General features: G+C 45.3%; 26 protein-coding genes. 18 read left to right on the top strand and 8 right to left on the bottom strand.

The genetic code is table 11. The features are described 5' to 3' along the window. Positions 1-141: 141 nt before the first annotated feature. From DWU89_RS00740 to DWU89_RS00725, 4 genes are all read right to left on the bottom strand, one after another. Positions 142-2,382: a fibrobacter succinogenes major paralogous domain-containing protein gene (locus DWU89_RS00740; RefSeq protein ID WP_115497780.1), complete on the bottom strand. Its 2,241-nt coding sequence runs from the start codon at positions 2,380-2,382 to the stop codon at positions 142-144. 30 nt (positions 2,383-2,412) lie between these two features. Next, complete coding sequence (locus DWU89_RS00735; RefSeq protein ID WP_115497779.1) at positions 2,413-3,789, bottom strand: hypothetical protein; 1,377 nt, start codon at positions 3,787-3,789, stop codon at positions 2,413-2,415. Between the two features lie 20 nt (positions 3,790-3,809). Then, positions 3,810-4,835 carry a FimB/Mfa2 family fimbrial subunit gene (locus DWU89_RS00730; protein WP_115497778.1) on the bottom strand — a complete coding sequence of 342 codons (1,026 nt, stop codon included), beginning with the start codon at positions 4,833-4,835 and terminating at the stop codon, positions 3,810-3,812. Positions 4,836-4,945: 110 nt separating this feature from the next. Next, positions 4,946-6,499, bottom strand: coding sequence for an Mfa1 family fimbria major subunit (locus tag DWU89_RS00725; protein WP_115497777.1), 1,554 nt, complete (start codon positions 6,497-6,499; stop codon positions 4,946-4,948). A gap of 400 nt (positions 6,500-6,899) precedes the next feature. On the opposite strand from DWU89_RS00725, the gene DWU89_RS00715 reads away from it, so the two are divergent. Next, on the top strand, positions 6,900-7,877 hold the full coding sequence (locus tag DWU89_RS00715; RefSeq protein ID WP_115497775.1) for a helix-turn-helix domain-containing protein: 978 nt from the start codon (positions 6,900-6,902) through the stop codon (positions 7,875-7,877). Between the two features lie 26 nt (positions 7,878-7,903). Here DWU89_RS00715 and DWU89_RS00710 read toward each other — a convergent pair whose 3' ends face one another. Next, positions 7,904-8,506, bottom strand: a complete 603-nt coding sequence (locus tag DWU89_RS00710) for a nitroreductase family protein (protein ID WP_115497774.1) — start codon at positions 8,504-8,506, stop codon at positions 7,904-7,906. Positions 8,507-8,671: 165 nt separating this feature from the next. Here DWU89_RS00710 and DWU89_RS00705 point away from each other — a divergent pair, with 165 nt between their 5' ends. The 12 genes from DWU89_RS00705 to DWU89_RS00650 all read left to right on the top strand — a co-directional run bounded on the left by DWU89_RS00705 (position 8,672) and on the right by DWU89_RS00650 (position 19,179). Further along, on the top strand, positions 8,672-9,934 hold the full coding sequence (locus DWU89_RS00705) for a glycosyltransferase family 39 protein (protein WP_115497773.1): 1,263 nt from the start codon (positions 8,672-8,674) through the stop codon (positions 9,932-9,934). A gap of 171 nt (positions 9,935-10,105) precedes the next feature. Then, on the top strand, positions 10,106-10,345 hold the full coding sequence (gene rpmB / locus DWU89_RS00700) for a 50S ribosomal protein L28 (protein WP_005638129.1): 240 nt from the start codon (positions 10,106-10,108) through the stop codon (positions 10,343-10,345). Between the two features lie 19 nt (positions 10,346-10,364). Next, positions 10,365-10,553 (top strand): 50S ribosomal protein L33, encoded by a 189-nt coding sequence (rpmG, locus tag DWU89_RS00695; RefSeq protein WP_005642977.1) that lies wholly within the window; start codon positions 10,365-10,367, stop codon positions 10,551-10,553. Positions 10,554-10,567: 14 nt separating this feature from the next. Beyond that, positions 10,568-10,720 (top strand): DUF4295 domain-containing protein, encoded by a 153-nt coding sequence (locus tag DWU89_RS00690; protein ID WP_005638125.1) that lies wholly within the window; start codon positions 10,568-10,570, stop codon positions 10,718-10,720. A 145-nt stretch (positions 10,721-10,865) separates the two neighbouring features. Continuing rightward, on the top strand, positions 10,866-11,990 hold the full coding sequence (gene dnaN / locus DWU89_RS00685; protein ID WP_115497772.1) for a DNA polymerase III subunit beta: 1,125 nt from the start codon (positions 10,866-10,868) through the stop codon (positions 11,988-11,990). A gap of 10 nt (positions 11,991-12,000) precedes the next feature. Further along, entirely contained in the window at positions 12,001-12,771 is a 771-nt protein-coding gene (locus DWU89_RS00680; RefSeq protein ID WP_115497771.1) for a 3'-5' exonuclease, read from the top strand. Positions 12,772-12,776: 5 nt separating this feature from the next. Further along, complete coding sequence (locus DWU89_RS00675) at positions 12,777-13,928, top strand: iron-containing alcohol dehydrogenase (RefSeq protein WP_115497770.1); 1,152 nt, start codon at positions 12,777-12,779, stop codon at positions 13,926-13,928. Positions 13,929-14,073: 145 nt separating this feature from the next. Next, positions 14,074-15,285, top strand: a complete 1,212-nt coding sequence (coaBC, locus tag DWU89_RS00670; protein ID WP_115497813.1) for a bifunctional phosphopantothenoylcysteine decarboxylase/phosphopantothenate--cysteine ligase CoaBC — start codon at positions 14,074-14,076, stop codon at positions 15,283-15,285. Further along, a complete protein-coding gene (porD, locus tag DWU89_RS00665) occupies positions 15,282-16,187 on the top strand; it encodes a type IX secretion system protein PorD (RefSeq protein WP_115497769.1) in 906 nt (301 codons plus the stop codon). The genes coaBC and porD overlap by 4 nt, the downstream gene beginning before the upstream one ends. Before the next feature lie 12 nt (positions 16,188-16,199). Next, positions 16,200-17,864, top strand: a complete 1,665-nt coding sequence (gene recN / locus DWU89_RS00660) for a DNA repair protein RecN (protein ID WP_115497768.1) — start codon at positions 16,200-16,202, stop codon at positions 17,862-17,864. Between the two features lie 67 nt (positions 17,865-17,931). Further along, on the top strand, positions 17,932-18,735 hold the full coding sequence (locus DWU89_RS00655; RefSeq protein WP_115497767.1) for a hypothetical protein: 804 nt from the start codon (positions 17,932-17,934) through the stop codon (positions 18,733-18,735). A 3-nt stretch (positions 18,736-18,738) separates the two neighbouring features. Beyond that, positions 18,739-19,179, top strand: coding sequence for a hypothetical protein (locus tag DWU89_RS00650; RefSeq protein ID WP_115497766.1), 441 nt, complete (start codon positions 18,739-18,741; stop codon positions 19,177-19,179). On the opposite strand, the gene DWU89_RS00645 is transcribed toward DWU89_RS00650, so the two are convergent. Further along, positions 19,144-19,611: a hypothetical protein gene (locus tag DWU89_RS00645; RefSeq protein WP_115497765.1), complete on the bottom strand. Its 468-nt coding sequence runs from the start codon at positions 19,609-19,611 to the stop codon at positions 19,144-19,146. The genes DWU89_RS00650 and DWU89_RS00645 overlap by 36 nt on opposite strands. A 116-nt stretch (positions 19,612-19,727) precedes the next feature. Between DWU89_RS00645 and rlmB the strand changes: the two genes are divergently transcribed. Both rlmB and DWU89_RS00635 read left to right on the top strand, forming a co-directional pair. Then, positions 19,728-20,477, top strand: a complete 750-nt coding sequence (rlmB, locus tag DWU89_RS00640; protein WP_115497764.1) for a 23S rRNA (guanosine(2251)-2'-O)-methyltransferase RlmB — start codon at positions 19,728-19,730, stop codon at positions 20,475-20,477. A 22-nt stretch (positions 20,478-20,499) separates the two neighbouring features. Next, positions 20,500-20,880 (top strand): RidA family protein, encoded by a 381-nt coding sequence (locus DWU89_RS00635; protein WP_115497763.1) that lies wholly within the window; start codon positions 20,500-20,502, stop codon positions 20,878-20,880. Between the two features lie 326 nt (positions 20,881-21,206). Here DWU89_RS00635 and DWU89_RS00625 read toward each other — a convergent pair whose 3' ends face one another. Together DWU89_RS00625 and DWU89_RS00620 are read right to left on the bottom strand one after the other, a co-directional pair. Next, on the bottom strand, positions 21,207-21,851 hold the full coding sequence (locus DWU89_RS00625; RefSeq protein WP_115497812.1) for a GNAT family N-acetyltransferase: 645 nt from the start codon (positions 21,849-21,851) through the stop codon (positions 21,207-21,209). 17 nt (positions 21,852-21,868) lie between these two features. Then, positions 21,869-23,683: a YgiQ family radical SAM protein gene (locus tag DWU89_RS00620; RefSeq protein ID WP_115497761.1), complete on the bottom strand. Its 1,815-nt coding sequence runs from the start codon at positions 23,681-23,683 to the stop codon at positions 21,869-21,871. Positions 23,684-23,847: 164 nt separating this feature from the next. Here DWU89_RS00620 and DWU89_RS00615 point away from each other — a divergent pair, with 164 nt between their 5' ends. The 3 genes from DWU89_RS00615 (at position 23,848) to DWU89_RS00605 (ending at position 25,691) form a co-directional block, all read left to right on the top strand. After that, a complete protein-coding gene (locus DWU89_RS00615; protein WP_115497811.1) occupies positions 23,848-24,336 on the top strand; it encodes a hypothetical protein in 489 nt (162 codons plus the stop codon). After that, entirely contained in the window at positions 24,329-24,529 is a 201-nt protein-coding gene (locus DWU89_RS00610; RefSeq protein ID WP_115497760.1) for a helix-turn-helix transcriptional regulator, read from the top strand. Before DWU89_RS00615 ends, DWU89_RS00610 begins: the two co-directional genes overlap by 8 nt. A gap of 160 nt (positions 24,530-24,689) precedes the next feature. After that, positions 24,690-25,691 (top strand): malate dehydrogenase, encoded by a 1,002-nt coding sequence (locus DWU89_RS00605; protein ID WP_115497759.1) that lies wholly within the window; start codon positions 24,690-24,692, stop codon positions 25,689-25,691. Positions 25,692-25,750: the final 59 nt, after the last annotated feature.

Below are 25,750 nucleotides of genomic sequence, written 5' to 3'. Positions count from 1 at the left end.
GCCTTTTAACGTGCCCCTCGTGCCCCTTTTTTTATTCCCGTCCGAAAAAAAACCGCCCCTGTCCGGGAAAATATGGGACAGGAGCGGAGAAATACGGAATAAATTTCCAGGCGCGGATGCTGGAAAAATCGTATGCGTCAATCAATAGTCCCTGACACAGCGGACCGGAAATGCACATGAACGGTTTATATCGTAAAACTCAATCTCATCATGCTTGAAATGAAGGCAACTGACGGTCTCATTATTAATGCCGGGTGTTGAAGACCAGTAAACGCCTATCTCTCCAATATATTGAACTTCGCCGTCTAAATACCGGCCACCGGAAGCCGGAAGCATAATAGATCCGGCGGGCGGATAATTTGTATCATTAACATGGTCTTTTGCTGTGATTCCTAATTGTAATCCGCTCAAATAAGTAAAAGTACCTGTCATGACTATATTGAAAAACACACTGTCGGCCGCATTGTTGAGGCCATTCGTTATATTTCCGAATTTACCAAAACGATATATATGAGGGTCTTTTGTCGTTTCTGCAAGCAGTGACCTTAGCTCCTCATTAGTCGGCAAACGCCATTTGCCTCCGCCCCAGGTCTTTTGGCTTGAAATATAGCGGCATATATCGCCAATATCGGCTTCCTTTTTGAAACCCAGGTTATTGTTATATGTTTTGAATGCATCGGCATCTTTGTTATTTGTCGGAGTTGTCGTGAAATTGAAACTCCAGTGGGCATAGGGTATATCCTCCCACCTCTCGTATTTGTGCGATTCGTAAGGATTGCCGGCCGGTCTGATCGGATAAAGCGATCCCCATTTGAAGAGTACTCCTTGCGCAGTCGGCCTAAGTCTCTCTCTATCTATATCCGAAGTGGCGAATGTCAAACTCTTGTCGATAATCATAATATTACTGTGTGCAAACATTTCTGCCAATGTGACTCTTCGGATAGTAAGGGTATCGCGGAGTCTTCCGGTAGAGAATACGACTTGGCCGGTTGCATAACAATCTTCAAGAGGAGGGGTAGACTCTGCCACAAGAAGGTCCAAGCCGGAGAGATTCTCGCCTCTGTCGGAAGTCGTACCGTTTGCAAACTTTAGCCAGTATGCTTTTTCCGGGTCGAGGATTTCAGCTTCCCAGCTACCTTGATAATCAGAAACAATCTTGACCTTTAATTCTTTGCTTGTCTTCCAGGGCACGTCGATTACCTTTTTTTCGGTTCCCATGAAGTATTGCCCGTCGTAAACAATGTTATTTATTCCTGCCATATCCACAATCAGGATGGAGGTCTTCAGGTTCGACAGTACGGATGAGGCCTTAATTGCCTCATTAAAACTCGGATAACCGATTCCTTCGGCAGCGGTAATCGCTACGACATATTTATGGTTGCGATATAACGGGACATCGTCTCCGCGAAAGACTTCATAATCTTCATGCGCCTCCCGGTCGGAAGTGAAATCGACACGGTAATAGGTGCGCACTCCCTTATAAAGACCTTCCAACACAAGGCATACTTTTTCATTTGGAGTAGCTTTTGGAGCTTCGTATGTATATATTAGTCCTTCCATTAGCGGTCCCGGGAGATTATCGTACTGCGAATAGCTGTATTCGATAGGGGGATTTACAGTAAAGCCCGACGGAACCATCGGGTCCATATTTCTCGAATAAGGATATGTATGCTCCCATTCTCCGATTATCAGTCCGGTATGATGGCTCCAGGCGGGGGCGATAAATCCGCTTGTACGGTAGTTTGCCAAGTGGATTTTTTCCAATTTGAAAATACTTCCGTTTACCTTGTTTTCTACATCAATTCGCGCCAGCATACGTTTCATTTCGATATTGGGTACCGGTACTCCTTTATAGATGCCATATACATATGTTTCTCCATACATTGGTATCAGGGCGGAAGTGTCCCATTGACCGGAACTCTGGAATATCAGATTATCCAATAAATCTGTTTTGGATATACTCTTGGGAGGATATTGTCCTAATACATCCATTACTTTGTCATGAGCGTTGGCAACTGTGACAACGGTGCGGGCATGGCTGAGATCTTCATTTTCTCCTAATGCCAAATGGAATAAGATGAAGTGATCATCACCCCATGTTTCCTCTGAAAATTGATTGATATGAACGTGTTTGATTAATTCGCTTGGAGATGAATCGTCGAAGAACATCAGGTCTACCTCCTCAATTTTTCTTTCCCAAATTCTATCTTCACCTGAACGGGTCAGCATAGGGATTTCCAAGCCGGGCATAGTCATTTTTACCGTTATTTTATTTTCTGTCGGTATAACGCCACTGATTATGGACTCGTCGGTACATCCCATTATGCACAGCAAAAGGATGATTGCGCTTATTATTCTTGTCAGGATATTATATTGTTTCATACTGTTATATGTATTTAATTATAAATCATTTTAGCGGTTGATCCTGATCAGCTTTGTCAGGTTGCCGGCTTTGACTTCTGCTATTGCATAGCAACCGTTATGCTCTGGAATTTTTATCTCTTGCATATTCGAGTATTCTATTTCCCGGCGGAGATAGCCCTCCTTCTCGTCAAGAGCTACCCGCAGCCAACCATATAAAAGGCTGTTGGTGTCGGTGACCGGTTCGCCTGTTTTGGTATAATATCGTGTTTCTCCAATACAGATGCCATCCGGGTAATTCCGATCGCTATGGTCATAATTGGTTATGGCAATCACATCGGCTCTGTCTTGGTAATTCGGCAAGTAGAGGTTATCTTCACTCACGGTCAGGAAATATTGCGGATCGATAATAACGTCTTGCTTGACATTTGTCCATGGACTGATAGTGGTGTAAAACTCTATCTTTTCTCTATGTATATTTGCGATTGTTTTATAGACATAGTTACGCCTTACCTCTCGCATGGTCAGGGGTTCTAAGTTGGTCATATCGGTAAAGTCCAACAAGGTCGTAACGGCTCTTCTTTGTCCTTCTTCGGTGTCTATGCCTTCAATGGTCAAGATTAGTTTATCGTTATGGTTTGCCGCGTCGCAGGTTCTCTCCGGTGTATAGAAAGAACAATATCGTTTTGCTTCATACCCGATTTTCAAAGGAACTCCCGTATGCTGCCAGACAACCTCCTTATTGGGTATGACAGTCTGCATATCGGAACCGAAAAATATGTCGGGACCAACCAGATAGCCTTCGTCATATGACCTCGACAAGGTGATTTTAGTATTCTCTGTAACAGCTGCTTCAAACCACGGATAGGTTTTGAACCAAATATCGACCCGTGCGACTGCACGTTCGACTCTTAATTCTTGTGCAAGGGCGCTGTTTTCGTTTGCATGACTTTCTGTTATGGAGATGTTATGGACGATGCCCGTCATCGGTATTCCCTTTGTCCCGATAGCTGTATGGTTTTGATTGAAAATATCTGCCATTTGGAATTTTATCGTGTTCAGATCGTAAGGAGAGCTTACCGACTCTAATGTCCTGGTTAATGCATCCGGTTCGTTCAGGATGACGATGAGCGCTTTGTCCTGGTTATGGCGAACTTTCAAATAGGTATTGAATGACCAGACGTTGTTTTTGTCCAGTATTACCATTTGGTTGATATCGACAGTGGGATAAGTCGATACGTTATCGAACACAATAAAGCGGGCGGAATATACATACTCATCGACCTGCACATCGCCTGTAATGATATTTATAGCCATCATCCCCTTTGTATCTTGCAGGACAGGTTCGCCTATTGCGTGCTCTGCTGTGCAAGCATAAAGGGTTATGGTCGCAATAACTATGTATATCAGGTTCAATATCGTTTTCATAAAATTCCTTTTTCAAATATTCAAATTCCTATATCGTTGAGCCATATTATCCAGTCGTTGACAATCACTTTGACAGCGACAAAGTTCTCAGGACCACCCGGCTCATCTCCTTTATATATAACTACAATATGCCATTCGCTTTGTCTGTCCAGATATTCCTGCATGGGCAACGGGTTGCCGTCAGGGCGCGAAGCGGGCTTGGTATGTTCCAATAATTTCATCAGGTCGTAATCCCATACGACCTTTCCGGTTTCCGTACTGCAGACGGTGAGCCGGTAATCATATTCTTCTTCATGAAGTAACCGCCCGGTATTAATATGGGCTTCCGCTATTGCTCCGGATGCGGCATCGCCGGCTGTCAGGGAATAGGGGGTGTACTTCACTGTTTCTTTATTTTTCGGGCTGTTGTCATGTCCGTAGACTGCGCCTTCGGGAGTAGTGATCTCGAACGTATAGGCGGCAGCATTCGTATCGGCCTTTGTCTCTTGTCCGTAGTCCGAACTTGCCAACACCAGATTGAAAAGATTGGTTGCTTTTATGAGGTGTATGGGATGAACGGTCTCATTTGCCTGGTAATCGATTTCCTTTGTTGTCCCGATCCATAACGGAGGAAATTCATGGGAAACGGTATTCGAGTTACGCGCCAGTGCTATTTGTGTTTCGTATGGCGTTGTTTCTCCGGGAATAAGCCGGCTTCCGTTTTTTCCTGTGACACGGAAGTTGTCGGAGAGTCCGCCGACTGTCAATATCTTATATTTCCCGAAAGGGAGGTTGTAGCCAAAAGGCATTCTTTTGTTTCCAATAAGTTCTTCCTGCGAAGATTGCATAGTGAACAGGTATTTATCCTGCGCATCGAAGATAAACAGGTCGACGGAGCCGACATGCGGATCAAAAGAGTCTGTGTACTCCATATTATGGTCGTAGATAAACTCGAGGTATGTCCTGCATTCATCTATATACTCTCTGATGCAAGACAACAGGAAGACAGACACGAAGACTGTCAAGGCCAATGCACTAAAATTCCGATATGTTCTGTTCGTGTTCATACTCCTGTGTTATTATTAAAAAGTACTTTCGGAAGAAACCTTTGTTTCATGAGGGTGGAACTAAAGTTTCTTCCGAATGAAACTATTATTACATCAAGGACTTGACAGTCTTAAATATCAATCTCATTTTCCCATACAATCCATGGAGCAACCGATACGGTGATGCCCAGATAACCTGCTGCTTCATCGATAGGATCTTTTGGGTCCGGATCACCCGGGCCCGGGTTGTTTGCTTCCGGATACCAGGGGCTTCCAGGTCCGCCAACGGAATTCAATGTCAGCGAATACCAGTTGTTGCGTACAACACCGTATTTTCCGAAAACCATTTCGTCGTCTAATGTATTGTCATGACGGATCATGTAGTAGTAGTAACAGAGGCCTTTCTGATACCAGCGGATCACGTCGTCCTTACCATCTTTGATTACTTGTCCGCCGTTAGGTATCTTGCTTAAATCTTCCTCTGTAAGGCTGGCGAAATTAACTCCGGAGATGGTAATTCCGGGATGCTCGCTTGCATACGCTTTGATTTTATTAAACATTTTGTCACAAGCTTTCTTTAAGTTTGAGTCCTCACCGGCTTCGCTATAAGCCTCTTTCAGTTTTTCAAGGCCATCATAATTCTTACCGGCATAGTTGAACCAGTCACCTTGAGTATTGAAGCCTGACGGGAAATAGGTCGCTTGTATCACCAAACGGGTTGCATTTCCGAATAGCTGATCGTCAGCATCCATTGTGTTTTCGATGCAATAAGCGGTTGTCCCCTTATTCTGCCAGTCATAAGATTCAGCCAGCAACGGGCTATAATCGTTGTCTGTATCAATTGTTGCAAATACAAGTCCGGAAGCTCCGTTGAAGTTTGGATCGTATGTATAGAAATTCTTTTTATAGATACCCTGGGTATGCGTACTTCCAAGTATGTGTTTTTCGGCGCATGGGTAGTAGGTCGAGTTCACTGCGTCGAGTGTCCATCGACCGAACGTAAAAGACGCTCCTTCTTGTTTTGTTGTGGCTCCACCCGGCTTTTCCTGCAAGTCGAGTTTGGCTGCCAGACGCTCAAGGCTGACAGGCACTCTGTTGGCTTCAGCTTCATCCTCATTATCTTTAAGACTGTTTGAGATGTCGATGAGCAGGTTGGTTACTTTACCTTCTGTCTCTTCATTGGGACCACTGTTGATCATCGTGAAACCTTTACTGATACTGTTGGGGTTGTCTATAACCTCGTCTTTTGTCGTACCGGTGATTGCAGCATTGACAGAGCTGAAGCTCGATGTCACGCTGATATTGTTGATTGCGTTTTTAAGCATTCCGTCAGGATTGGCAATCACCAATAGTTGTTTTGCGTTTTTCGACACTTTGATCGCTTCTGGTGTTGTCGAGGATGTAGAGAGCATCGTGAAATAATTTGTTGTTCCGGGGATTCCCACAACCATGCCATTATCATCAAAAGTAATCAGGTAAAGAGCTTTCAGATCGCTCTCGTTTGCCCCGGGTTTTTCGGTGGAACCGGAAGCGCGGGTCGTCGGCTGCGTTTCGATTTTGATGGAAAGATACGCCACGTCTACGTCTGCCATCTGCGGACCGCCGTGATGATCTACGTCATCATTGTTACAACTGGTCAAGGCGGCTATCACCAACATTGACATAAAAATAGTTCTCAGTTTCATTGTCTTGTTTTTTTAATTGTGATTAAGTAAATGATAATATAACTTTTTGCATACGCATAAAATTCTTTTTGTTTTCAAGGGCAAAGTTCCGCTATTATGAAGTGCGAAAAAAGACAACTTTATCAGGTGAAAATGAAGGGTTAGAACCTTTTTTGAGGAGGAAGATGTTTGAACATAGATTATTCTGCAAAACGATGGGAATAAAGATGTTGTTTATGGACTTTTTGGAGGAAGCCTGTCCGGATATTGACAGAAAAGGAGAAAAACTCAGGGCGATGGGGCTAAGTTTGAAACTCTGTCTTTTTTTAGCAGTTTGGACCTTGTGCCTTTTGATAATTTTTCTTATATTTCGATACCCGTAATTTTGTGTTTTCTATTCATATATAATAATGTGACAAATATGAAAAAGAAAGATCTACATGATATATTTATCGAAGAATTGCAGAATAGGGGAATTAAGAAAGCTGATCTTGTCTACCTCATATCTGACATTCTCAAACTGGAGAAGGAGTCTGCCTATAGAAGGCTGGCAGGCAAAGTAAACTTTTCCGTCAGGGAAATGGGGATCCTGGCTAAAGCTTTGAACATATCCTTGGACAGTCTTTTGTACCAGGATTTAGGACTTCAATGGGTGCCTGTCATCTTGGGGCTGCCGTCGGCATATCAATCTATGGATCCGTTGTATGACTTACTGGATTCCAATATCGAGAAAGTGAGGGAAATCGGTCTGGATGAAGAAAGTGAAACCGGCAATGTGTACCATGCCTTGCCGTTGGAATGTTATGTGCATTCTCCGATTCTTATGAAGTTTGTGTTTTTCAAATGGGGCAGTTATTTTGTACAATCGGAAGAATTCAGTGATTTTGCCAGCTGGGAACCACCAGGCCGGTTGCTTAAAATCGTGGAGAAATTCTATGATATATATAATTTCCAGAAAGGGTTTTATGTCTGGGATAATGCCTTGATATGGAATATAAGTATAGAAATACATAATTTCCATAAGATGCGTATTATCAGTACGCAAGAGAAAGACGAAATCAAAAATGAACTCAAAGAGTTTTTGGTCAAGTTGGAAATGTTTTTGAACGGGACTTATACTCCGGAATTTGCCTTGCCGCCGGATTATAAGTTTTATGTTTCAGCTATGAACCTGGGATTTACAACCGGTTATTTTACTTCCGAAAAGCAGTCACTGGCCTTGTTTAAAACGAATTTCAGCTTTTCCATGTCTACAGATACCAGTGGTAACTTTAAGAAGATGCAGGAGTGGGTCCGGTCATTCTGCAAGCTTTCCACCCTGCTCTCCGAAGGCGGACGTATCGAAAGGCGCCTGTTTTTCAATAAACAGCATAAGATCATAGATGAGGTGTTGAAATGAGAGGCTTTTACAAGCCCCTCGTTTTTTTATTTGAATACCAGCACTCTTTTGTCCAACGGTTTGATCTCTTTCGGCCCCGGTTCTTCTGTCGGCGTTCCGAAAGGCATTTGGGCGATGAGTTCCCATTTAGGGTCGAGTTTCCATTCTGCGCATACGGTGTCATCGATTAGCGGATTGTAATGTTGCAGGGATGCGCCCAGGCCGGCATCTTCTAACATGGTCCAGATGGCCAATTGGTGCATGGCGGAAGTCTGTTGCGCCCAGATGGGGAATTTATCGTGGTAGGTCGGGAATGAATCCTGCAATTGTTCGATTACGGCTTTATCCTCGAAAAACAGAATTGTTCCGTATCCGGCAGCCAGGCTACCGTCGATTTTGGCTTCTGTCCCTTTGAATACTTCAGCTGAAACCAGCCGTTGCAATGTCTCCTTTGTGATCTCCCAAAGGCGTTTATGGTTCTTGCCTAATAATAACACAATGCGGGTTGATTGTGAGTTAAAGGCGGAAGGGACGTTCATAACAGCGAAGTCTATTATTTCTTTGATCTGTTCGTCTGATATCGGAGAACTGTTCGTGATATGGTAATACGTTCTGCGATGTCTCAATGCTTCTTTAAAATCTCGTGCCATAATTAATTTGTTTTATTTTATGTTCCTTTTAAATAAGAACCTTCGGGTGATTGGATTTGTTGCGAAAAAGACCGGCCGTTTTTGATATGATGCTATAGAAATAATCTATGATAGAAAGATTTCCGGTGAAAAGGGCTATCTTTGTCTGGCAAAAATGGAAAGATAATGATTGGGAGGAAGTTACCTGCTGTTTTTGGGATTGTGTTTGTGGTGTGGGTGATCATACAGGTTTGCCTGGTGGTGAAGTATTGGGATATGCCGAACCATGATGATGCCTATTTTTATGCCAAATATGCGACGGAATGTATAGAGGCGGGGACTTGGTATCCGGCGCCGCATAACCTGTATAACCCGTTTATTTTTGGCCCCGGATATGTCAATCTGCTTATCGGTATCCATTCTCTTCTCGGATCATTCTCTTTTGTCCGCCTGCTGAATCTGTTATTGAACATTGCGATGGTGTTCGAGGTGTTGATCTTGGCCCGGAAACTGTTTAATGAGCGAATCGGGTATATCTCTTCCATTATTTATATGTTGATCTATTCGAATCTTTATACTCCGATTGCCATGTTGACCGATCTGCCGTTTACGTTCCTGTTGCTGACAGCGTTGCTACTGTGTCTTAGCCGTAAGCTGTTGCCGATAGCGGTGGCGGGTGTGATGATCAGTCTGGCTAACTGGTTCCGGCCGTTGGCGATTGTCTTTTTATTGGTGATAATTGTCCATTTCATCGTGGAAAAGAGGGGATGGCGGCAGTATGCGGCATTGGCATTACCGCTCGTGCTGACTGCTTTCCTGATCGGGCAGAGTGCAAAGGCAAGGACCGGCCATTTCGTTTATCAGGCGGTTTCCGGCGGATTTAATCTGGCGATGAGCTCATTTGACGATGCAAACGGGCTGGTTAACTTTAAGGGTTTCGCTGATCCGAATAATTACATTTATCTGCCTCCCGGCGATTATACCTACATGGAGCGCGACAGTTTGCTGAAGCGTGCGTCGGTTCGCTGGATACTGGATAATCCGTTGAAATATCTTTCGCAGGTGCCGTTCAAGTTGGCGGCTTTGTATTGCGAAGATACTTGGACGGAACGGGTGAAGCCGGATATGGGATTTAGAGTGGTACTTTCGAATGTAGAGGGCAATAGGTTAAAAATGATGGAGTTAATAGCAGTGCTGTTCTTAAAGAGTCTGGTCTATTATCTGGCCCTTCTCTTTTTCCTTTACTATGTCTGGGTGAACCGGCGCGACCTGTTGCGGCAGCGGAATGTCTATTTGTTGCTCCCTGTTTTGGGAACGGCTGTGACGTTGCTTTTTGTGATCACATCCCGCTATCATTATCCCTATCTTTTTGCGATAACGGTTTATGCGGCAGCAGGGTTTGATACTCTTATACAGAATAAATTAAGGAAAAATAGCAGAAAGAGCTGATTTATTTATTGATTTCTTGTGTTTAAATCAAAATAATTAGTACCTTTGTGCCCCGTAAAAGAAGAGAAACTCTATTAGAATCTTTGTTTTTGTTCAAGATGCAGTGCAAAAAGGGAAGACAGATAGCAGGAGTTGACTTAAATTTCGTAATATTAAAAAGAAAGATTAGCGATGTCTAAAATTTGTCAAATTACCGGAAAGAAAGCAATGGTTGGCAACAACGTTTCTCACTCTAAGAGAAGAACGAAACGTAAGTTTGATGTGAACCTGTTTACTAAAAAGTTCTACTGGGTAGAACAGGACTGTTGGGTTAGCCTGAATATTTCAGCCGCTGGCTTGCGTACTATCAATAAACTTGGTTTGGATGCAGCAATTAAGAAAGCTGCTGAAAAAGGTTATTTAAACGCTTAATTTGAGGAGGAAATAAGAAATGGCAAAGAAAGCAAAAGGTAACAGAGTTCAGGTGATTCTTGAATGCACTGAGCACAAAGAAAGTGGTATGCCGGGTACTTCTCGTTATATCACAACTAAGAACAGAAAGAATACAACTCAGAGATTGGAGCTGATGAAGTACAATCCTATCCTGAAGAAGATGACGTTACACAAAGAAATTAAGTAAGAGGAGATTAAACAATGGCAAAAAAAGCGGTTGCAACATTTAAGAAAGGTGACGGTCGTACCTATTCTAAAGTAATCAAGATGGTTAAGTCCCCGAAGACCGGTGCTTACATCTTCCAGGAAGAAATGATTCCTAACGAAGCTGTTAAAGATTATTTCGCGAAATAATAGAGCGTAATAGATAATAGAAAGAGAGGTTTTTCCCGATGATGGGAGAAACCTCTTTTTTTGTTCCCGTACGGATGGTTATATGGAATATTTTCCTAATTTTGTGTGGCCGAATATAATAAAAACAATATAATAATTAAGAACCATGAGATTTGATGTATCCAGCACTGCGCTGTTATCACGCTTGCAGTCTATTAGCAAAGTTATTGCTTCTAAGAATTCATTGCCTATCCTGGACAGTTTCCTTTTTGACCTGGAAGGTAATAAACTGACTATAACAGCTTCGGATGCTGAAACACGTCTGGTGACATCTGTCGACGTGATGAATGCACAGGGAAGCGGGCTTTTTGCCGTTTCTGCGAAAATCTTACTTGACCCGTTGAAAGAGTTGCCCGAGCAACCGTTGACTTTCGATATCAACGACGGAAACCTGGAGATCTTTATCCATTTCCAGAATGGTAAATATAATTTTATCGGGCAGAAAGGGGATACTTATCCGCAGCAGAAACCCTTGAACGAGAATGCTATTTCCGTTACGATGGATGCGCAGATGTTGTTGAACGGTATTAGTCGTTCTCTCTTTGCCACTGCTGACGACGAGCTTCGTCCGGTCATGAACGGTGTTTACTTCGATATCCATACGGACGATCTGACTTTTGTCGCTTCCGACGGGCATAAACTGGTGCGCCTGCGCAATCTTTCGGTGAAATCGCCGGAAAGAGCATCTTTCATCTTACCGAAGAAGCCGGCTAACATCCTGAAAGGGCTGCTTTCGAAAGAGGAAGAAGCAGTTGTCATCAAGTTCGACGATAATAACGCCTATGTACGCTGTTCGAACTTCGAAATGGTTTGCCGCCTGATCGAAGGACGTTATCCGAACTATAACAGTGTGATCCCGCAGGAAAACCCGTTCAAGGTGACGATCGACCGCGTGTCTTTCCTGAACGCCCTGAAGCGTGTTTCCGTTTTCTCCAATCCGGCAAGCAGCCTTGTGAAGTTGCAGTTGAAAGAAAGCGAGATGGTGGTTTCCGCCCAGGATATCGATTTCTCTACTTCCGCTGAAGAAAAGATCGTTTGCAACTTCGACGGAACGGAATTGAGCATTGGCTTTAAAGCTACTTACCTGATTGAAATATTGAGCAACATCAACTCGGAAGAGGTGATACTCGAACTGGCTGATCCTTCACGCGCCGGCCTGATCGTTCCTTCTGAAAACGAAGAGAATGAAGACCTGCTGATGCTGCTGATGCCTATGATGTTGAATGATTAATACATAAGAAATGCAGTTAAACCTGAAAAACCCGTTAGTCTTCTTCGATTTGGAGACTACGGGTATTAATATTGTAAAAGACCGTATCGTCGAAATCTCTTTTGTGAAGGTTCACCCGAACGGAAAAGAAGAGTCTAAAACGAGACGGATCAATCCGGAAATGCCCATTCCACCGGAATCTACGGCTATCCATGGTATTACGGATGAAGATGTAAAAGACTGTCCTACTTTTAAAGAAATAGCCAAATCGCTGGCAGCCCAGATTGAAGGGTGCGACCTGGCCGGATACAATTCCAACCGTTTTGATATTCCATTGTTGGCAGAAGAGTTTCTTCGTGCCGGTGTCGATATCGACCTCAATAAACGCAAGTTTGTGGATGTGCAGACCATTTTCCATAAGATGGAACAGCGTACGCTTGCCGCAGCCTATAAGTTCTATTGCGATAAAAGCCTTGAAAATGCCCATACGGCGGAGGCCGATACAATGGCGACTTATGAAGTGCTGAAGGCGCAATTGGACCGCTATCCGGAGTTGCAGAACGACATCAATTTCCTTTCCCAATATTCGAGCTATGGTAATAATGTGGATTTTGCAGGCCGTATGGTTTACAACGACAAGGGAGAAGAGGTGATCAACTTCGGTAAATATAAAGGCCGTTTGGTGGAAGAGGTGCTGAAGAATGATCCGGGCTATTATTCCTGGATCATGAATGGCGATTTCCCATTGAACACCAAGAAGATGTTGACAGAAATTAAATTGAGAGGTTTTAATTCAAAATAAGAACAATGAATAATTTTGAGTTCTGTAACCCTGTAAAGGTTGTTTTCGGCAAAGGTTCCATTGCCCGTTTGTCTGCTTTGATTCCCGAAGGGAGCAAGGTCTTGATGGTGTATGGAGGCGGAAGCATTAAGAAAAACGGCATCTATGAGCAAGTGACGGATGCCCTGAAAGGTTTTGACGTAACGGAGTTTCCCGGCATAGAGGCGAATCCGCATTACGAGACCTGCATGAAGGCAGTGGAGATCGTCAGGGAAAAGAAGATTGATTTTCTGTTGGCGGTAGGCGGTGGTTCGGTGATCGACGCTACGAAGTTTATTGCTGTTTCCGTTGGCTTTGAAGGAGATCCCTGGGATATTCTTTCAAAAGGCGGTCAGATAAAGAGTGCGTTGCCTTTGGGTACGGTGCTTACGTTGGCTGCTACCGGCTCGGAGATGAACGAACGTTCGGTTATTTCGCGTGTGTCGACCCGTGAGAAACTGAATTTTGCCAGTCCGCTGATCTTTCCGAAATTCTCTGTCCTGGACCCGGAAGTAACCTATTCATTGCCTGCCCGTCAGGTGGCGAACGGGGTTGTCGACTCCTTTATTCATGTCGTAGAACAATATCTGACCTATCCGGTCAATGCGAAAGTGCAGGATGCTTTTTCGGAAGGCCTGATGCGTGTCATCCACGAAGAAGGCTTGAAAGTGCTGGATCAACCGAACGATTACGATATCCGTGCCAATCTGATGTGGGCGGCAACCAATGCGTTGAATGTCTGGATCGGCCAAGGAGTTCCGCAAGACTGGTCATCCCATCGCATGGGTTATTCGCTGACGGCGCAGTTCGGGTTGGATCATGCACAGACACTTGCCATTCTTTTGCCGGGCGTCATGACTTATATGTTTAAAGAGAAACAGGTGAAACTGGCTCGTATGGGTGAAGTCGTATTCGGTATTACCGAAGGTTCGGAAGAGGAACGTGCGCATAAAACCATTGCAGCCTGTGAAGACTTCTTCCGCCGGATGGGATTGAAAACACGCCTCGGCGAGTGCGGCATCACGGAAAAAGATCTGGATGCACTGGCTGCCCCTGTCGACAAGCAGGGATGGAAGCTGGGCGAACATCATAACATCGACAGCAAGGTGGCTCGCGAGATTATGGCGCTGCGCTTGTAATCACTCTCCCGTGCTTATGGGAAAAAAGTTCCATGCCGATGAAACAAAAGTTCCATGCCTATGGAAATAAAGTTTCATGCCCATGGAACAAAAGTTTCATGCTTATGAAATTCCGGTTTCGTCCGGAGAGATACAGAAATGGGTTATGGAGAATAATTTAAAAGGTAAACATATCATATTAGGTATAACCGGGAGTATTGCGGCTTATAAAGCGGCTTATATCATCCGTTCGCTGGTCAAGAAAGGGGCGGAGGTTCAGGTTGTCATTACGCCTGCCGGGAAAGAATTTATTACGCCGCTTACTTTATCGACTTTGAGCAGCCATCCGGTGATCAGCGAGTTTTTCTCGAACCGCGACGGGACGTGGAACAGCCATGTCGATCTCGGCCTTTGGGCGGATGTCATGCTGATCGCTCCGGCTACGGCTTCGACGATCGGGAAGATGGCAAACGGCATTGCCGACAATATGCTGATCACCACTTACCTGTCTTGTAAAGCGCCTGTATTCGTTGCTCCGGCAATGGATCTGGATATGTTCGCACATCCTTCCACACAGCATAACCTGGATCGTCTCCGTTCATTCGGAAACCGTATCATCGAGCCTGCCGAAGGAGAACTTGCCAGTCACTTGGTTGGCAAGGGACGTATGGAAGAACCGGATAAGATCGTGGCTGCATTGGAGGATTTCTTTGCTTCCCAAACACAACTCGAAAAAAAAAAGATTGTAATAACTGCCGGTCCGACATATGAAAAGATAGATCCTGTACGTTTTATAGGTAACTATTCTTCCGGAAAGATGGGATTTGCACTGGCGGAAGCCTGTGTGCAGCAGGGAGCGGAGGTAACGCTAATAGCGGGTCCGGTTTCCTTGAAAACGGTTCATCCGAACATCAAAAGGGTCGATGTCGAGTCTGCCGAAGAGATGTATCAGGCTGCTATGGCGGCTTTCCCGAAGGCAGATGCTGGTATCCTTTGTGCTGCTGTCGCGGATTATCGTCCGGATGTGCAGGCTGCCGAAAAGATCAAGCGGGAGACGAAAGGAGAGATGACGCTTCGCCTGGTCCCGAACAAGGACATTGCTGCCTCGCTGGGAGCCATCAAGCGGGAAGGGCAGGTGTTGGTCGGGTTCGCGCTCGAAACGAATGATGAAGCCGCTCATGCAGAAGGCAAGCTGAAGCGGAAAAATCTCGATTTCATCGTGCTCAACTCGTTGAGAGATGCAGGTGCCGGTTTCCGTTGCGATACGAACAAGATCACCATCATCGACAAGGAAGGAGAGTCGGTCGCTTATCCGCTGAAGAGCAAACAGGGAGTGGCTGTCGATATCGTAAACAAATTGGCAACGTTATTAAAATGAAAATGATTAAGAGATTGTTATGTATATGCTTGCTGGGCGCAGCTCCCTTCTGGGGCGAAGCGCAGGAGTTGAATGCCCGTATCACGATCAACAGTGATAAGATACAGAGTACCAACAAACAGGTATTCACCACCCTGCAAACTGCGTTGAACGAGTTTGTCAATAACAAGAAGTGGACGGACGCTACTTTCGCAGTGAACGAACGCATCGACTGTACCATGACTCTTATCATCAATGAAGTCGTGTCGGACAATAGCTTTAAGGGCGAGATTCAGGTACAGGCCCGCCGCCCGGTCTATAATTCCAGTTATACGACTACGATACTGAACTACCGCGATACGGATCTTTCTTTCGATTATACCGAATTCGAGCCGCTGGAATATATGGAAAATACGTTGAGCAGCAACTTGATTGCTACCGTTGTATATTATATTTATACGATCCTCGGACTCGATTTCGACAGTTTCTCCCCGAAAGGCGGCAGCGCTTTCTTGCAGCAGGCGCAACAGATTGTCAGCCTGGCGCAGTCACAGCCTTCGTGGACCGGCTGGAAAGCCTTCGAAAACGATCGGAACCGTCATGCACTGGCAACAGCGCTGAGCGACAATACTTCCGATCTTTTCCGTGATATGTGGTACAATTATCATCGTAAAGGTCTCGATGAAATGGCGGCAAATCCGGATCGCGGACGTACGACCATCATCGGTCTGCTTCCTGTCCTGGAACAGATCAAAAGTGCCCGTCCGACCTCTCCATTGCTCCAGATGTTTGCCGATGCGAAGTTGGATGAAGTTGTCCTGATCTATTCGAAGGCAACGACACAGGAGAAGCAGGATGGCTATAAAATGCTGTCCAACCTTTATCCGGCTCTTACGACACGTATGGAATCGCTTAAAAAGTAATCTGAAACAACTATGCTGAAATCTTTATTTATACGGAACTTTGTTCTGATAGATAGCCTGGATATTAAGTTTGACAAAGGCTTTTCGGTGATAACCGGTGAGACGGGAGCCGGAAAGTCCATCATATTGGGCGCCCTGTCGCTGGTGCTCGGACAGCGTGCGGACGGAAAGAGTATTAAGAACGGTTCTGAAAAATGCGTGATAGAGGCTGTCTTTGATGTGTCCCGATATAAGTTAGAAGAATTCTTCCAGTCCAACGACTTGGAATATGACGCAGAGGTCTGTATCCTTCGTCGGGAACTGTTTGCTTCGGGTAAATCCCGGGCTTTTGTAAATGATTCTCCCGTTTCGCTCACGGTGATAAAGGAGCTGGGAAGCCGCCTGATCGATATTCATTCGCAGCACCAGAATCTTCTGTTGGGAGATAACCGTTTCCAGTTAAAGGTGATCGATGTAATGGCCGAAAATGAGATATTGCTGATTCTTTACCGTAAGGAATACACCCGTTACCTGTCTTTGAAAAGGGAGTTGAAAGAACTGACTGAAAAAGCAGCTCAAACCAAACAGGAAGAAGATTACGTCCGTTTTCAGTTGGAACAGTTGGCAGAAGCCAATCTTGTTGCCGGCGAACAGGAAGAACTCGAACAGGAACTGGAAACCCTTTCCCATGCGGAAGAGATAAAAGGTTCTCTCTATAAGATCACACAATTGCTGAACGGAGAAGAACAAGGGGCTGTCCAACTGATCAAAGATGCCCTTTCCACCGCAGACAGCCTGGAACGCTACTATCCGAAAGCAAAGGAAATCGCGGAACGACTGCGCTCTGCTTATATCGACATGAACGACCTGGCATCCGAAACGGAGGTGCAAAAGGAAGACATCGAGTTTAACCCGGAACGCCTGGACTGGGTGAATGACCGCCTCAATACGCTTTATACCTTAGAACAGAAACACCGTGTCTCGACCGTCGAAGAGTTGATCGAGCAACAGGATAAATACGAGGAACAGTTGAAGGAAATCGATTCGTTTGACGATCAGATCGAATCGTTGAAGAAGCAATTGGAAGTCTCTCATCAGGAGCTGCTTCAGCAAGCCGCCGTGTTGAGCGAACAGCGCAAGATCGCATCGAGGGCAATCGCTTCGCAACTGGTGGAGATGATCGTTCCGTTAGGGATGCCGAATACGCGTTTTGCCATCGACTTTGTTGCCCGACCGGAGCCGGAAAGCGATGGAATGGACGAAATCCGGTTTATGTTCTCCGCCAATAAGAGTGCGGAACTGCAACCGGTGGCGCAGACGGCTTCCGGTGGTGAAATATCGCGCCTGATGTTATGCATCAAGGCTATGATTGCCGGATTTACGGCTTTGCCTGCTATTATCTTTGATGAAGTCGATACGGGAGTATCCGGTGATATTGCCGATAAAATGGGCGATATCATGCAGGAATTAGGAACAAAGATGCAGGTATTCGCCATTACCCATCTTCCCCAGATCGCAGCAAAAGGAAAAGAACATTATTTTGTTTATAAGGAAGATACGGAGGACCGGACAGTTACCCGTATCAAGAAATTGAATAAGGAAGAACGTGTGAAGGAGATCGCGCGCATGCTGAGCGGTGCTTCGTTGACCGGTGCTTCCATTGCCAATGCGAAAGAATTATTGAAAGCGAAGAATTAAACCTTTCCATCGATGGATGGTCATAATAGCAAGATGATATAATTGCTAACTTAAAAAGTAGAGTGACATGAAGAGATTGAGTATTATATTAATGGTAGTCCTTTTCTGCAGCTTGCAGGGACACGCACAATTCTGGATTAGCTTCGGATGGAACGAACCGCATTGCCAGAATTGCCTTTGGATGGAACAGGCAATCCGTATGACAAGCCGCCAGGCAGCCGAGTATCACAAGATCATCCATAAATACGGAGAGAAGATAGAACGTGAGGCACGCCGGAATTACCGCTATTGGGACCAGTCTGCCCAGAAGATTTACAAGTTAAGGATGGAACGCGACCGGAAATTGCAGCGTATCCTTTCGCCTTCGCAGTTCCGGTTGTATGTCCGTTTCGTCCGCGAAACACCGACACGTATCCATGATTGGCGCGGCTGGTATGATAATCCGCATTATCCGAATTACCGCCCGTCGAATATCTGTCATCGGTATGAGGATCATTACTGGCATGGCCAGTGGGAATATACGAACAACCGATGGACTAATCACTTTGACGATGGCAAATGGTATCCCGGCAAGTATGACCGCCCGGGGCATAACCATTCAAAACCGGCTCCTAATAATGTCCGTCCGCCCCACAATAACAATCGCCCCAATCATGACGGAGGTCGTCCTCATTTCGATGACCATAAAAATAAACAGAACAAGGATAAGCGCGATAGCGGCAAATACGACAAGAAGCGCCCGGACCGCGATAAAGACAAACATTACGACAAGAATAAAAAGGATAATAAAGATAATAAACGCTCGGACAAGGATCGTACAAACAATCGTCAACGTACGAACACCCGAAAGAGCATGGAGAAAAGTGTTTGATAAATGGGTTTTAGAGTGAACAGACGCACCCTGCTTTTTATAGCCGGGTGCATTTGGATAATAGCAGGCGTCAATATCTTACGGATCGGCATCGTCACTTGGCTGAATGATGCCCATTACTGGTTATTCAAGATGGGAGAGGCGACTGTTGTTTTTCTGCTCTTTTTCCAATTCGTATTCCGCCGCCTGTTTGTCAAGCATTCGGAACGTATTTCACAAAAAGGAGAAAAGAATTGTCCTTTCTCCTTTTTTGATGTCAAAGGCTGGATCGTGATGATCTTTATGATTACTTTCGGAATCACCATCCGTCACTTCCATCTGCTTCCCAACTCGTTTATTTCCGTTTTCTATACCGGTCTTTCGTCTGCATTGATTATTACCGGTCTGCTGTTTCTGCGGCGGGCTTATTTATTTCCCCACCAAAAGCTGGAGGGCAATAGCTAAGATAAAGTAGCTGATATAGCACAATACGGATACGCCGATGGAAACGAGAAGCTGCATAGGCATCCGTTTTTCCTGCCGCATATAATCATAATTGAAGGTTGCCCCGAAGACTCCGAATACAGCTCCGATTACTCCTCCTAAAAAGATAAGCAGGACGGGAAGTCCTCCGATGATATATTCTGCGGTTGTCAGTCTCTCCTCCAAGGCGATTTTCTGTCCTCTGAATATGGCTACATGCACGAAGTCAATTCCATATTGTAGCATCATTTCTTCCTGTTCACCGGCAGTGTTGGTTACGTAATATTTCGGTTTGAACGTCCCCTGCCGTTTAATTTCTCTTCCATCCTGGTACAGACGCATCTTAAAAGGGCCATATACTAATTTAAGTTCTCCCTGTACACCCTCAATGGTAAATGCCTTTTCTTTTGCCATGTTCTCTCAATTTAGATTAATGTAAAGTTTGTTTGTTCTTGAATGCGCCGTAAAGGTATGTAATAAAAGCATAAATCTTTGTATCTTTGCCCGACGAAAAGAAAAGACATAGAATAATGAAGGAAAACGAAATGGTGTTTGGCATCCGTGCCGTGATCGAGGCTATCCAGGCCGATAAAGAGATTGATAAAATATTGGTGAAACGCGAATTGCAGGGTGACTTGTCCCGTGAACTTTTCGACGTGTTGAAAGGGCGCGACATACCCGTGCAGCGTGTGCCGGCTGAACGTCTGGATCGTCTGACACGCAAGAACCACCAGGGAGTGATCGCGTTCATCCCGGCTGTTACCTATCAGCGTCTGGAAGATATCATACCGTTTGTGTATGAACAAGGGAAGAATCCTTTTATCGTGTTGCTGGACGGCATTACCGATGTCCGCAATTTCGGAGCGATAGCCCGTACCTGCGAGTGTGCCGGCGTTGACGCCATTGTGATTCCCCAGAAAGGAAGCGTTACAGTGAATGCCGATGCGATCAAGACGTCGGCTGGTGCGCTTCACGTTTTGCCCGTCTGCAAAGAGAAGAGTATTTCGCAGGCAATCCGTTTCCTGCAGGAATCGGGAGTGAAAGTCTATGCCGCCAGCGAAAAGGCTTACGAGAATTATACCGCTATTAAATATGAAGGTCCTGTTGCCATCGTGATGGGGGCTGAAGATACGGGCGTTTCCATGGATAACCTCCGCATCTGCGACAGCATGGTGAAGATACCGCAGTTTGGCACGATCGGCTCGTTGAACGTCTCGGTGGCCTCTTCCATCCTGATTTATGAAGTAGTCCGCCAGCGGATGAATGAACAAGCACAATAAACATCACTAAAATAAAGAGACAATGAAGAAAGTAATCGCAACAAAAAACGCGCCTGCCGCTATCGGCCCGTACAGCCAAGCTGTACAAGTAGGAAATATGCTTTTTGCTTCCGGCCAGTTAGGCATGGATCCGGTAACAGGCAACTTCGTTGAAGGCGGAGTAAAAGAACAGACCGTGCAAGCATTCAAGAATGTCCATGCAATCCTGGCAGAAGCCGGACTCAGCATCAACGATGTTGTGAAGACGACTGTTTTCCTGGCCGACATGGGTGACTTTGCTGCCATGAATGAAGTTTATGCTTCCCAGTTCGAAGGGACATTCCCAGCCCGTTCGGCTGTAGCTGTCAAGACGCTGCCGAAGAATGGCCTGGTCGAGATCGAAGTCATTGCCGTAAAATCATAAAAATAGGACACTAAAGTTTCACCTGTTTCCTTAGGGTGAAACTTTAGTTTCTCCGGCATGAAACAAAAGTTTCTTCCAGAGGGAACAAAAGTTTCTTCGGCGTGAAACTTTTCTTTCACTTAAGCATATCTGGTGAATTTATACTGTTTACGCAGTTCTGCCTGCTCTTCCTTGCTCAAGGAAGTAAAATACTTTCTCCATCCCGGACAATAGTCGATGTGCCAACGCCAAAATCTTCCGATTAATGATTTTGGGGCTTTGTCATACTTGGCCCGTAGCGGGCACTTAGTGCATACATGTTTCATGAGAATTAAAATTTAAAAGTGTTACGCTTTTCTTATCATGGCCGAAAGCTCCCCGAAGCGTCGTTGCATCGGTGTTCCGGTTACCAATTCTTTATGCGGGAAATTCTTGTCGAACGCAGTGGCTGCGGTTTCATCAATCTCATAGATCGTATCTTCAAAATAACGCCCTTTGGCATCGGCCAGTGCATTGTCATATAATTCGCAAACGTGGAGTGCGGTCATATACATATTATCGGCAGTCCGTATGCCTAAGGTTTCGGCCGGTATAAATCCTTGCCGCAGGTAATAGTCCGGGTCTCCGCACAACAAGATGGCACGGAATCCCATTTTACGGGCGATGTCTTTGGTCTGTTCTATCAGCTTGCCGCCAATGCCTTTGCGTTGGTATTCGGGAAGGACGGAGATCGGGCCTAAGCTCAGCACTTCATAATCATTGCCATTATCCGCCTTGATAACAGCTTTGAGGCAGACGGCGTTTCCGACGATTTTGCCGTCGCATTCTGCAATGATGTCAAGCTCCGGCACGAAACTCGGGCAGTCGCGCATGATGTGCAGTAAGTAATGTTCATAACAGCCCGGGGAATAGTGGTTCCAAAAGGCTTCCCGTGTTACATATTCCGTTTCGGAATAATCCGAAGGTTGCTCAAGTCTAAGTGTTATATTCATATTGGTTATATAAGATTTCATTTACCAAATAATTTCCCGACCAAGTCTTTCTTCCCGATCTTTTGCAACGCCTGTGTGATCTGGCGGCGGAACTCCGGCTTATACCAGAAGAAGAACTGCCGTTGTGCCAGCTTTTGTTCTTTGGTATGGGCGGTGTACACTTTTTCGAGCGTATAGGGATGATAGCCTGTGTAATACATCTCGGTTGCCAGTGTCATAGGCGTAGGCGTGAAGTCCTGTACCTGTTCCAACTGGAAATGCAGTTTCTTGGTCTGGATAGCTAAGTTTGCCATGTCCGCCTCCGTACAACCGGGATGGCTGGAGATGAAGTAGGGGATCAGCTGCTGGTTCAGGCCATACTGCTTGTTTACGCGGTCGAATATCTTTTTGAATTGTCCGAAAAGCTCGAAAGAGGGCTTACGCATCATCTTCAATACATTATCTTCGGTGTGTTCGGGCGCCACTTTGAGGCGACCGGATACATGGCGGGCGATTAGCTCTTCCGTATAGCTCTGGGCCGTCTTATTCAGATTCTCATCTGTATAGCGGTGCAGGAGCAAGTCGTAACGGACACCGCTTCCGATAAAAGAACGCTTGATTCCCGGCAGGCTGTCCACCTCTTTATAGATATCTAATAACGGTGAATGGTCTGCATTCAAGTTTTTGCAGACGACGGGAGAGATGCAGGACGGTTTTTTGCACTGGGCACAGATGTCCGGATTCTTCCCTTTCATCCGGTACATATTGGCGGAAGGGCCTCCGAGATCACTCAGGTAGCCTTTGAAGTCGGGCATTTGGGTAATCTCTTTCACCTCTTTCAGGATAGATTCCTTGCTGCGGGATGCAATAAACTTTCCCTGATGTGCCGAGATCGTGCAGAAAGCGCAGCCGCCGAAGCATCCCCGGTGGATATTTACCGAGAATTTGATCATCTCGAAAGCCGGTATCGTCTTCCCTTTATACTTGGGATGGGGCAGGCGCGTGTAGGGCAGATCGAATGAAGCGTCGATCTCTTCTTCCGTCATCGGCGGGAAGGGAGGATTTACGACTATGGTCTGTTTTCCCGCTTTTTGCAGGATGCGCGAGGCATGCTGCTTGTTGGATTCTTCTTCTATATGCTTGAAGTTCTTTGCCTGTTTCAGCTTGTCGCGCAGACATTCTTCGTGCGAAAAGAGATTGATGTCGTCCGGCAGCGGTTCTATCGTATCAGTCAGATAAGCTGTCTGGCGAATGTCTTTGAGCTCATGGAAAGGAGTTCCCGCCTGTAGCCGGGTGACCAGTTCTTTAAGGGGAAGTTCTCCCATACCATAAATCAACAAGTCGGCCGGGCTGTCTTTCAGAATACCCGGAAGCAATTTGTCCTGCCAATAATCATAATGCGTAACACGTCGCAAGGAGGCTTCGATACCTCCTAATACGACAGGAACATCCGGGTAAATCTCTTTCAATATCTTGGTGTAGACAATGCTGGGATAATCCGGGCGCATACCTGCCCGGCGATCCGGCGTGTAAGCATCATCGCTGCGCAGTCGTTTGTTGGCCGTATAGTGATTAATCATCGAATCCATCGCTCCGGCAGAGACGCCGAAGAAGAGGCGGGGAGCTCCTAACTTCTTAAAATCACGATAATCTCCGCGCCAGTCCGGTTGCGGCACAATGGCAACGCGCAGTCCCATCGACTCGAGCGTCCGTCCGACAACAGCCGCCCCGAACGAAGGATGGTCCACATACGCATCCCCGCTGAAAAGCACCACATCTATATAATCCCATCCGCGAGCTTCAACTTCTTTCTTGGTAGTCGGTAACCAAGCCTCCGGTCTGAATGTCTTCATATCTGCAAAGATACGAATTTCCTGCCGAAATAGAGTTACAAGATTAAGATTGTAGAGAAGAGAGAGTTTGCTTAAAAGTAAAGTTTGCTTTACTTTTTGTCTGTTTTGTTTGTTTTAATGTAAAATATACTTTACATTTGTGGCGTTACAAATACTTGAATATTATGAAAGCAAATTATCTTTTTCCTGCCGTCTTCAGGAAGATAGGTTGGAGCTTATTAATCCCGTTCGGGCTGTTAAGCATTTACTGTTTGTATGTATTTAATTACGGATCGGATGGATTTCAATTGTTTCAGTTTCCGCCGTTTAACCATTCTCCCGAGCAAAGGGGTTTTATCGATGTTTTGCTGGATGTGGGTGAAAATGGGGCTTTGGATGAAATTGCTTCGATCGGTTTGGCCGTTTCTCTCTTGTTTGTAGGTTTTTCAAGAGAGAAAGATGAAGATGAGTGCATAGCCAGGATTCGTATGAACTCTTTGGTTTGGGCTATATTGGTTAATTATTTATTGCTGATCCTGGCTACCATATTTATATATGGCGCTGCCTATCTGAGTGTCGCATTTGTCGGGTTGTTCACTGTCCTGATATTTTTTATTGTAAAATACAGATGGGATTTGTATCAATTTAAAAAGAATGGAGTAGAAGATGAATAATACGATACGGGTAGAAAGAGCAATCAAGAAGATGACGCAACAGCAGTTGGCGGAAGCGACAAGTGTGAGCCGCCAAACGATCAATGCGATAGAGTCGGGCAAGTATATTCCCTCTACTGTCCTGGCATTGAAGATTGCCGGTATTTTCGGGAAGCATGTGGATGAAATCTTCCAACTGGAAGATACGGACTGAGCCGATATAACTTTTGCTTATGGGAGATAGGAATTAATGATTGGCAAGGGATTTTTAAACTGTTTATCTTTGCAAAGGAAATAAGAATTAAGGTTTCCGGGCGAACTTTATGGAGCCGGAAGTGTTACATAAGAAGATATATATTTAAAAACAATACAATATGAAAACATTAACAGACGAAAAGCTCACGATCGTAGGTGCAGCAGGTATGATTGGTTCAAACATGGCACAGACTGCCATCATGATGGGACTTACTTCCAATATTTGCTTGTATGACCCGTATGCTCCGGGTTTGGAAGGAGTGGCAGAAGAATTATTCCATTGTGGTTTTGAAGGTGTGAATATTACGTTCACTTCCGATATCAAAGAAGCGCTGACCGGTGCCAAGTATATCGTAAATTCAGGTGGTGCTGCCCGTAAAGCCGGCATGACCCGTGAAGATTTGCTGAAAGGCAATGCTGCTATCGCAGAAGAGTTCGGAAAGAACGTAAAGGCTTACTGTCCGGATGTTAAACATATTGTTGTGATATTCAACCCGGCTGATATTACCGGTCTGATCACTTTATTGTATGCAGGTTTGAAACCGTCGCAGGTAACGACATTGGCCGCTTTGGATTCGACCCGCCTGCGTAGCGAGTTGGCAAAACATTTCGGCGTATCTATGGATGTAGTCGAAAACTGCCGCACATACGGAGGTCATGGCGAACAGATGGCTGTCTACGCTTCTACGGCAAAAGTCAGCGGCAAACCGTTGACAGATATGATCGGAACTGATAAGTTGACCAAAGAACAGTGGGCTGAAATCCAGACGAAGGTGACAAAAGGCGGTGCCAACATCATTGCTTTGCGTGGCCGTTCTTCTTTCCAGAGCCCCTCTTATGTTTCTATCGAAATGATTGCCGCCGCTATGGGAGGTAAACCGTTCCGTTGGCCGGCAGGCGCTTACGTATCGAATGGCAAGTTCGACCATATCATGATGGCATGGGAAACTTCCATTACGAAAGACGGTGTAGCCCTGAAGGATGTGAAAGGAACTCCGGAAGAAGAAGCTGCTTTGGAAAAGAGCTACGAACACCTTTGCGCTTTGCGTGACGAGGTGATCGCAATGGGAGTCTTGCCTCCGATCTCCGAATGGCATGCATTGAATCCGAATATTAAATAAGAAGGTTGTAATTAGGTAAAAAGATTTAGGTTATTAAAAAAAGGTACATCCGGAGGGGC

This window comes from Parabacteroides acidifaciens (assembly GCF_003363715.1).
GTDB classification, from domain to species: domain Bacteria; phylum Bacteroidota; class Bacteroidia; order Bacteroidales; family Tannerellaceae; genus Parabacteroides; species Parabacteroides acidifaciens.
The sequence above is the reverse complement of the archived record's forward strand: the minus strand, read 5'-3'. Positions and strand labels throughout refer to the sequence as shown.

Bases quoted from the DNA above. Each gene is read 5' to 3' on its own strand.
- DWU89_RS00740 (WP_115497780.1), bottom strand. From the start codon at position 2,382: ATGAAACAATATAATATCCTGACAAGAATAATAAGCGCAATCATCCTT.
- DWU89_RS00735 (WP_115497779.1), bottom strand. From the start codon at position 3,789: ATGAAAACGATATTGAACCTGATATACATAGTTATTGCGACCATAACC.
- DWU89_RS00730 (WP_115497778.1), bottom strand. From the start codon at position 4,835: ATGAACACGAACAGAACATATCGGAATTTTAGTGCATTGGCCTTGACA.
- DWU89_RS00725 (WP_115497777.1), bottom strand. From the start codon at position 6,499: ATGAAACTGAGAACTATTTTTATGTCAATGTTGGTGATAGCCGCCTTG.
- DWU89_RS00715 (WP_115497775.1), top strand. From the start codon at position 6,900: ATGAAAAAGAAAGATCTACATGATATATTTATCGAAGAATTGCAGAAT.
- DWU89_RS00710 (WP_115497774.1), bottom strand. From the start codon at position 8,506: ATGGCACGAGATTTTAAAGAAGCATTGAGACATCGCAGAACGTATTAC.
- DWU89_RS00705 (WP_115497773.1), top strand. From the start codon at position 8,672: ATGATTGGGAGGAAGTTACCTGCTGTTTTTGGGATTGTGTTTGTGGTG.
- rpmB (WP_005638129.1), top strand. From the start codon at position 10,106: ATGTCTAAAATTTGTCAAATTACCGGAAAGAAAGCAATGGTTGGCAAC.
- rpmG (WP_005642977.1), top strand. From the start codon at position 10,365: ATGGCAAAGAAAGCAAAAGGTAACAGAGTTCAGGTGATTCTTGAATGC.
- DWU89_RS00690 (WP_005638125.1), top strand. From the start codon at position 10,568: ATGGCAAAAAAAGCGGTTGCAACATTTAAGAAAGGTGACGGTCGTACC.
- dnaN (WP_115497772.1), top strand. From the start codon at position 10,866: ATGAGATTTGATGTATCCAGCACTGCGCTGTTATCACGCTTGCAGTCT.
- DWU89_RS00680 (WP_115497771.1), top strand. From the start codon at position 12,001: ATGCAGTTAAACCTGAAAAACCCGTTAGTCTTCTTCGATTTGGAGACT.
- DWU89_RS00675 (WP_115497770.1), top strand. From the start codon at position 12,777: ATGAATAATTTTGAGTTCTGTAACCCTGTAAAGGTTGTTTTCGGCAAA.
- coaBC (WP_115497813.1), top strand. From the start codon at position 14,074: ATGGAGAATAATTTAAAAGGTAAACATATCATATTAGGTATAACCGGG.
- porD (WP_115497769.1), top strand. From the start codon at position 15,282: ATGAAAATGATTAAGAGATTGTTATGTATATGCTTGCTGGGCGCAGCT.
- recN (WP_115497768.1), top strand. From the start codon at position 16,200: ATGCTGAAATCTTTATTTATACGGAACTTTGTTCTGATAGATAGCCTG.
- DWU89_RS00655 (WP_115497767.1), top strand. From the start codon at position 17,932: ATGAAGAGATTGAGTATTATATTAATGGTAGTCCTTTTCTGCAGCTTG.
- DWU89_RS00650 (WP_115497766.1), top strand. From the start codon at position 18,739: ATGGGTTTTAGAGTGAACAGACGCACCCTGCTTTTTATAGCCGGGTGC.
- DWU89_RS00645 (WP_115497765.1), bottom strand. From the start codon at position 19,611: ATGGCAAAAGAAAAGGCATTTACCATTGAGGGTGTACAGGGAGAACTT.
- rlmB (WP_115497764.1), top strand. From the start codon at position 19,728: ATGAAGGAAAACGAAATGGTGTTTGGCATCCGTGCCGTGATCGAGGCT.
- DWU89_RS00635 (WP_115497763.1), top strand. From the start codon at position 20,500: ATGAAGAAAGTAATCGCAACAAAAAACGCGCCTGCCGCTATCGGCCCG.
- DWU89_RS00625 (WP_115497812.1), bottom strand. From the start codon at position 21,851: ATGAATATAACACTTAGACTTGAGCAACCTTCGGATTATTCCGAAACG.
- DWU89_RS00620 (WP_115497761.1), bottom strand. From the start codon at position 23,683: ATGAAGACATTCAGACCGGAGGCTTGGTTACCGACTACCAAGAAAGAA.
- DWU89_RS00615 (WP_115497811.1), top strand. From the start codon at position 23,848: ATGAAAGCAAATTATCTTTTTCCTGCCGTCTTCAGGAAGATAGGTTGG.
- DWU89_RS00610 (WP_115497760.1), top strand. From the start codon at position 24,329: ATGAATAATACGATACGGGTAGAAAGAGCAATCAAGAAGATGACGCAA.
- DWU89_RS00605 (WP_115497759.1), top strand. From the start codon at position 24,690: ATGAAAACATTAACAGACGAAAAGCTCACGATCGTAGGTGCAGCAGGT.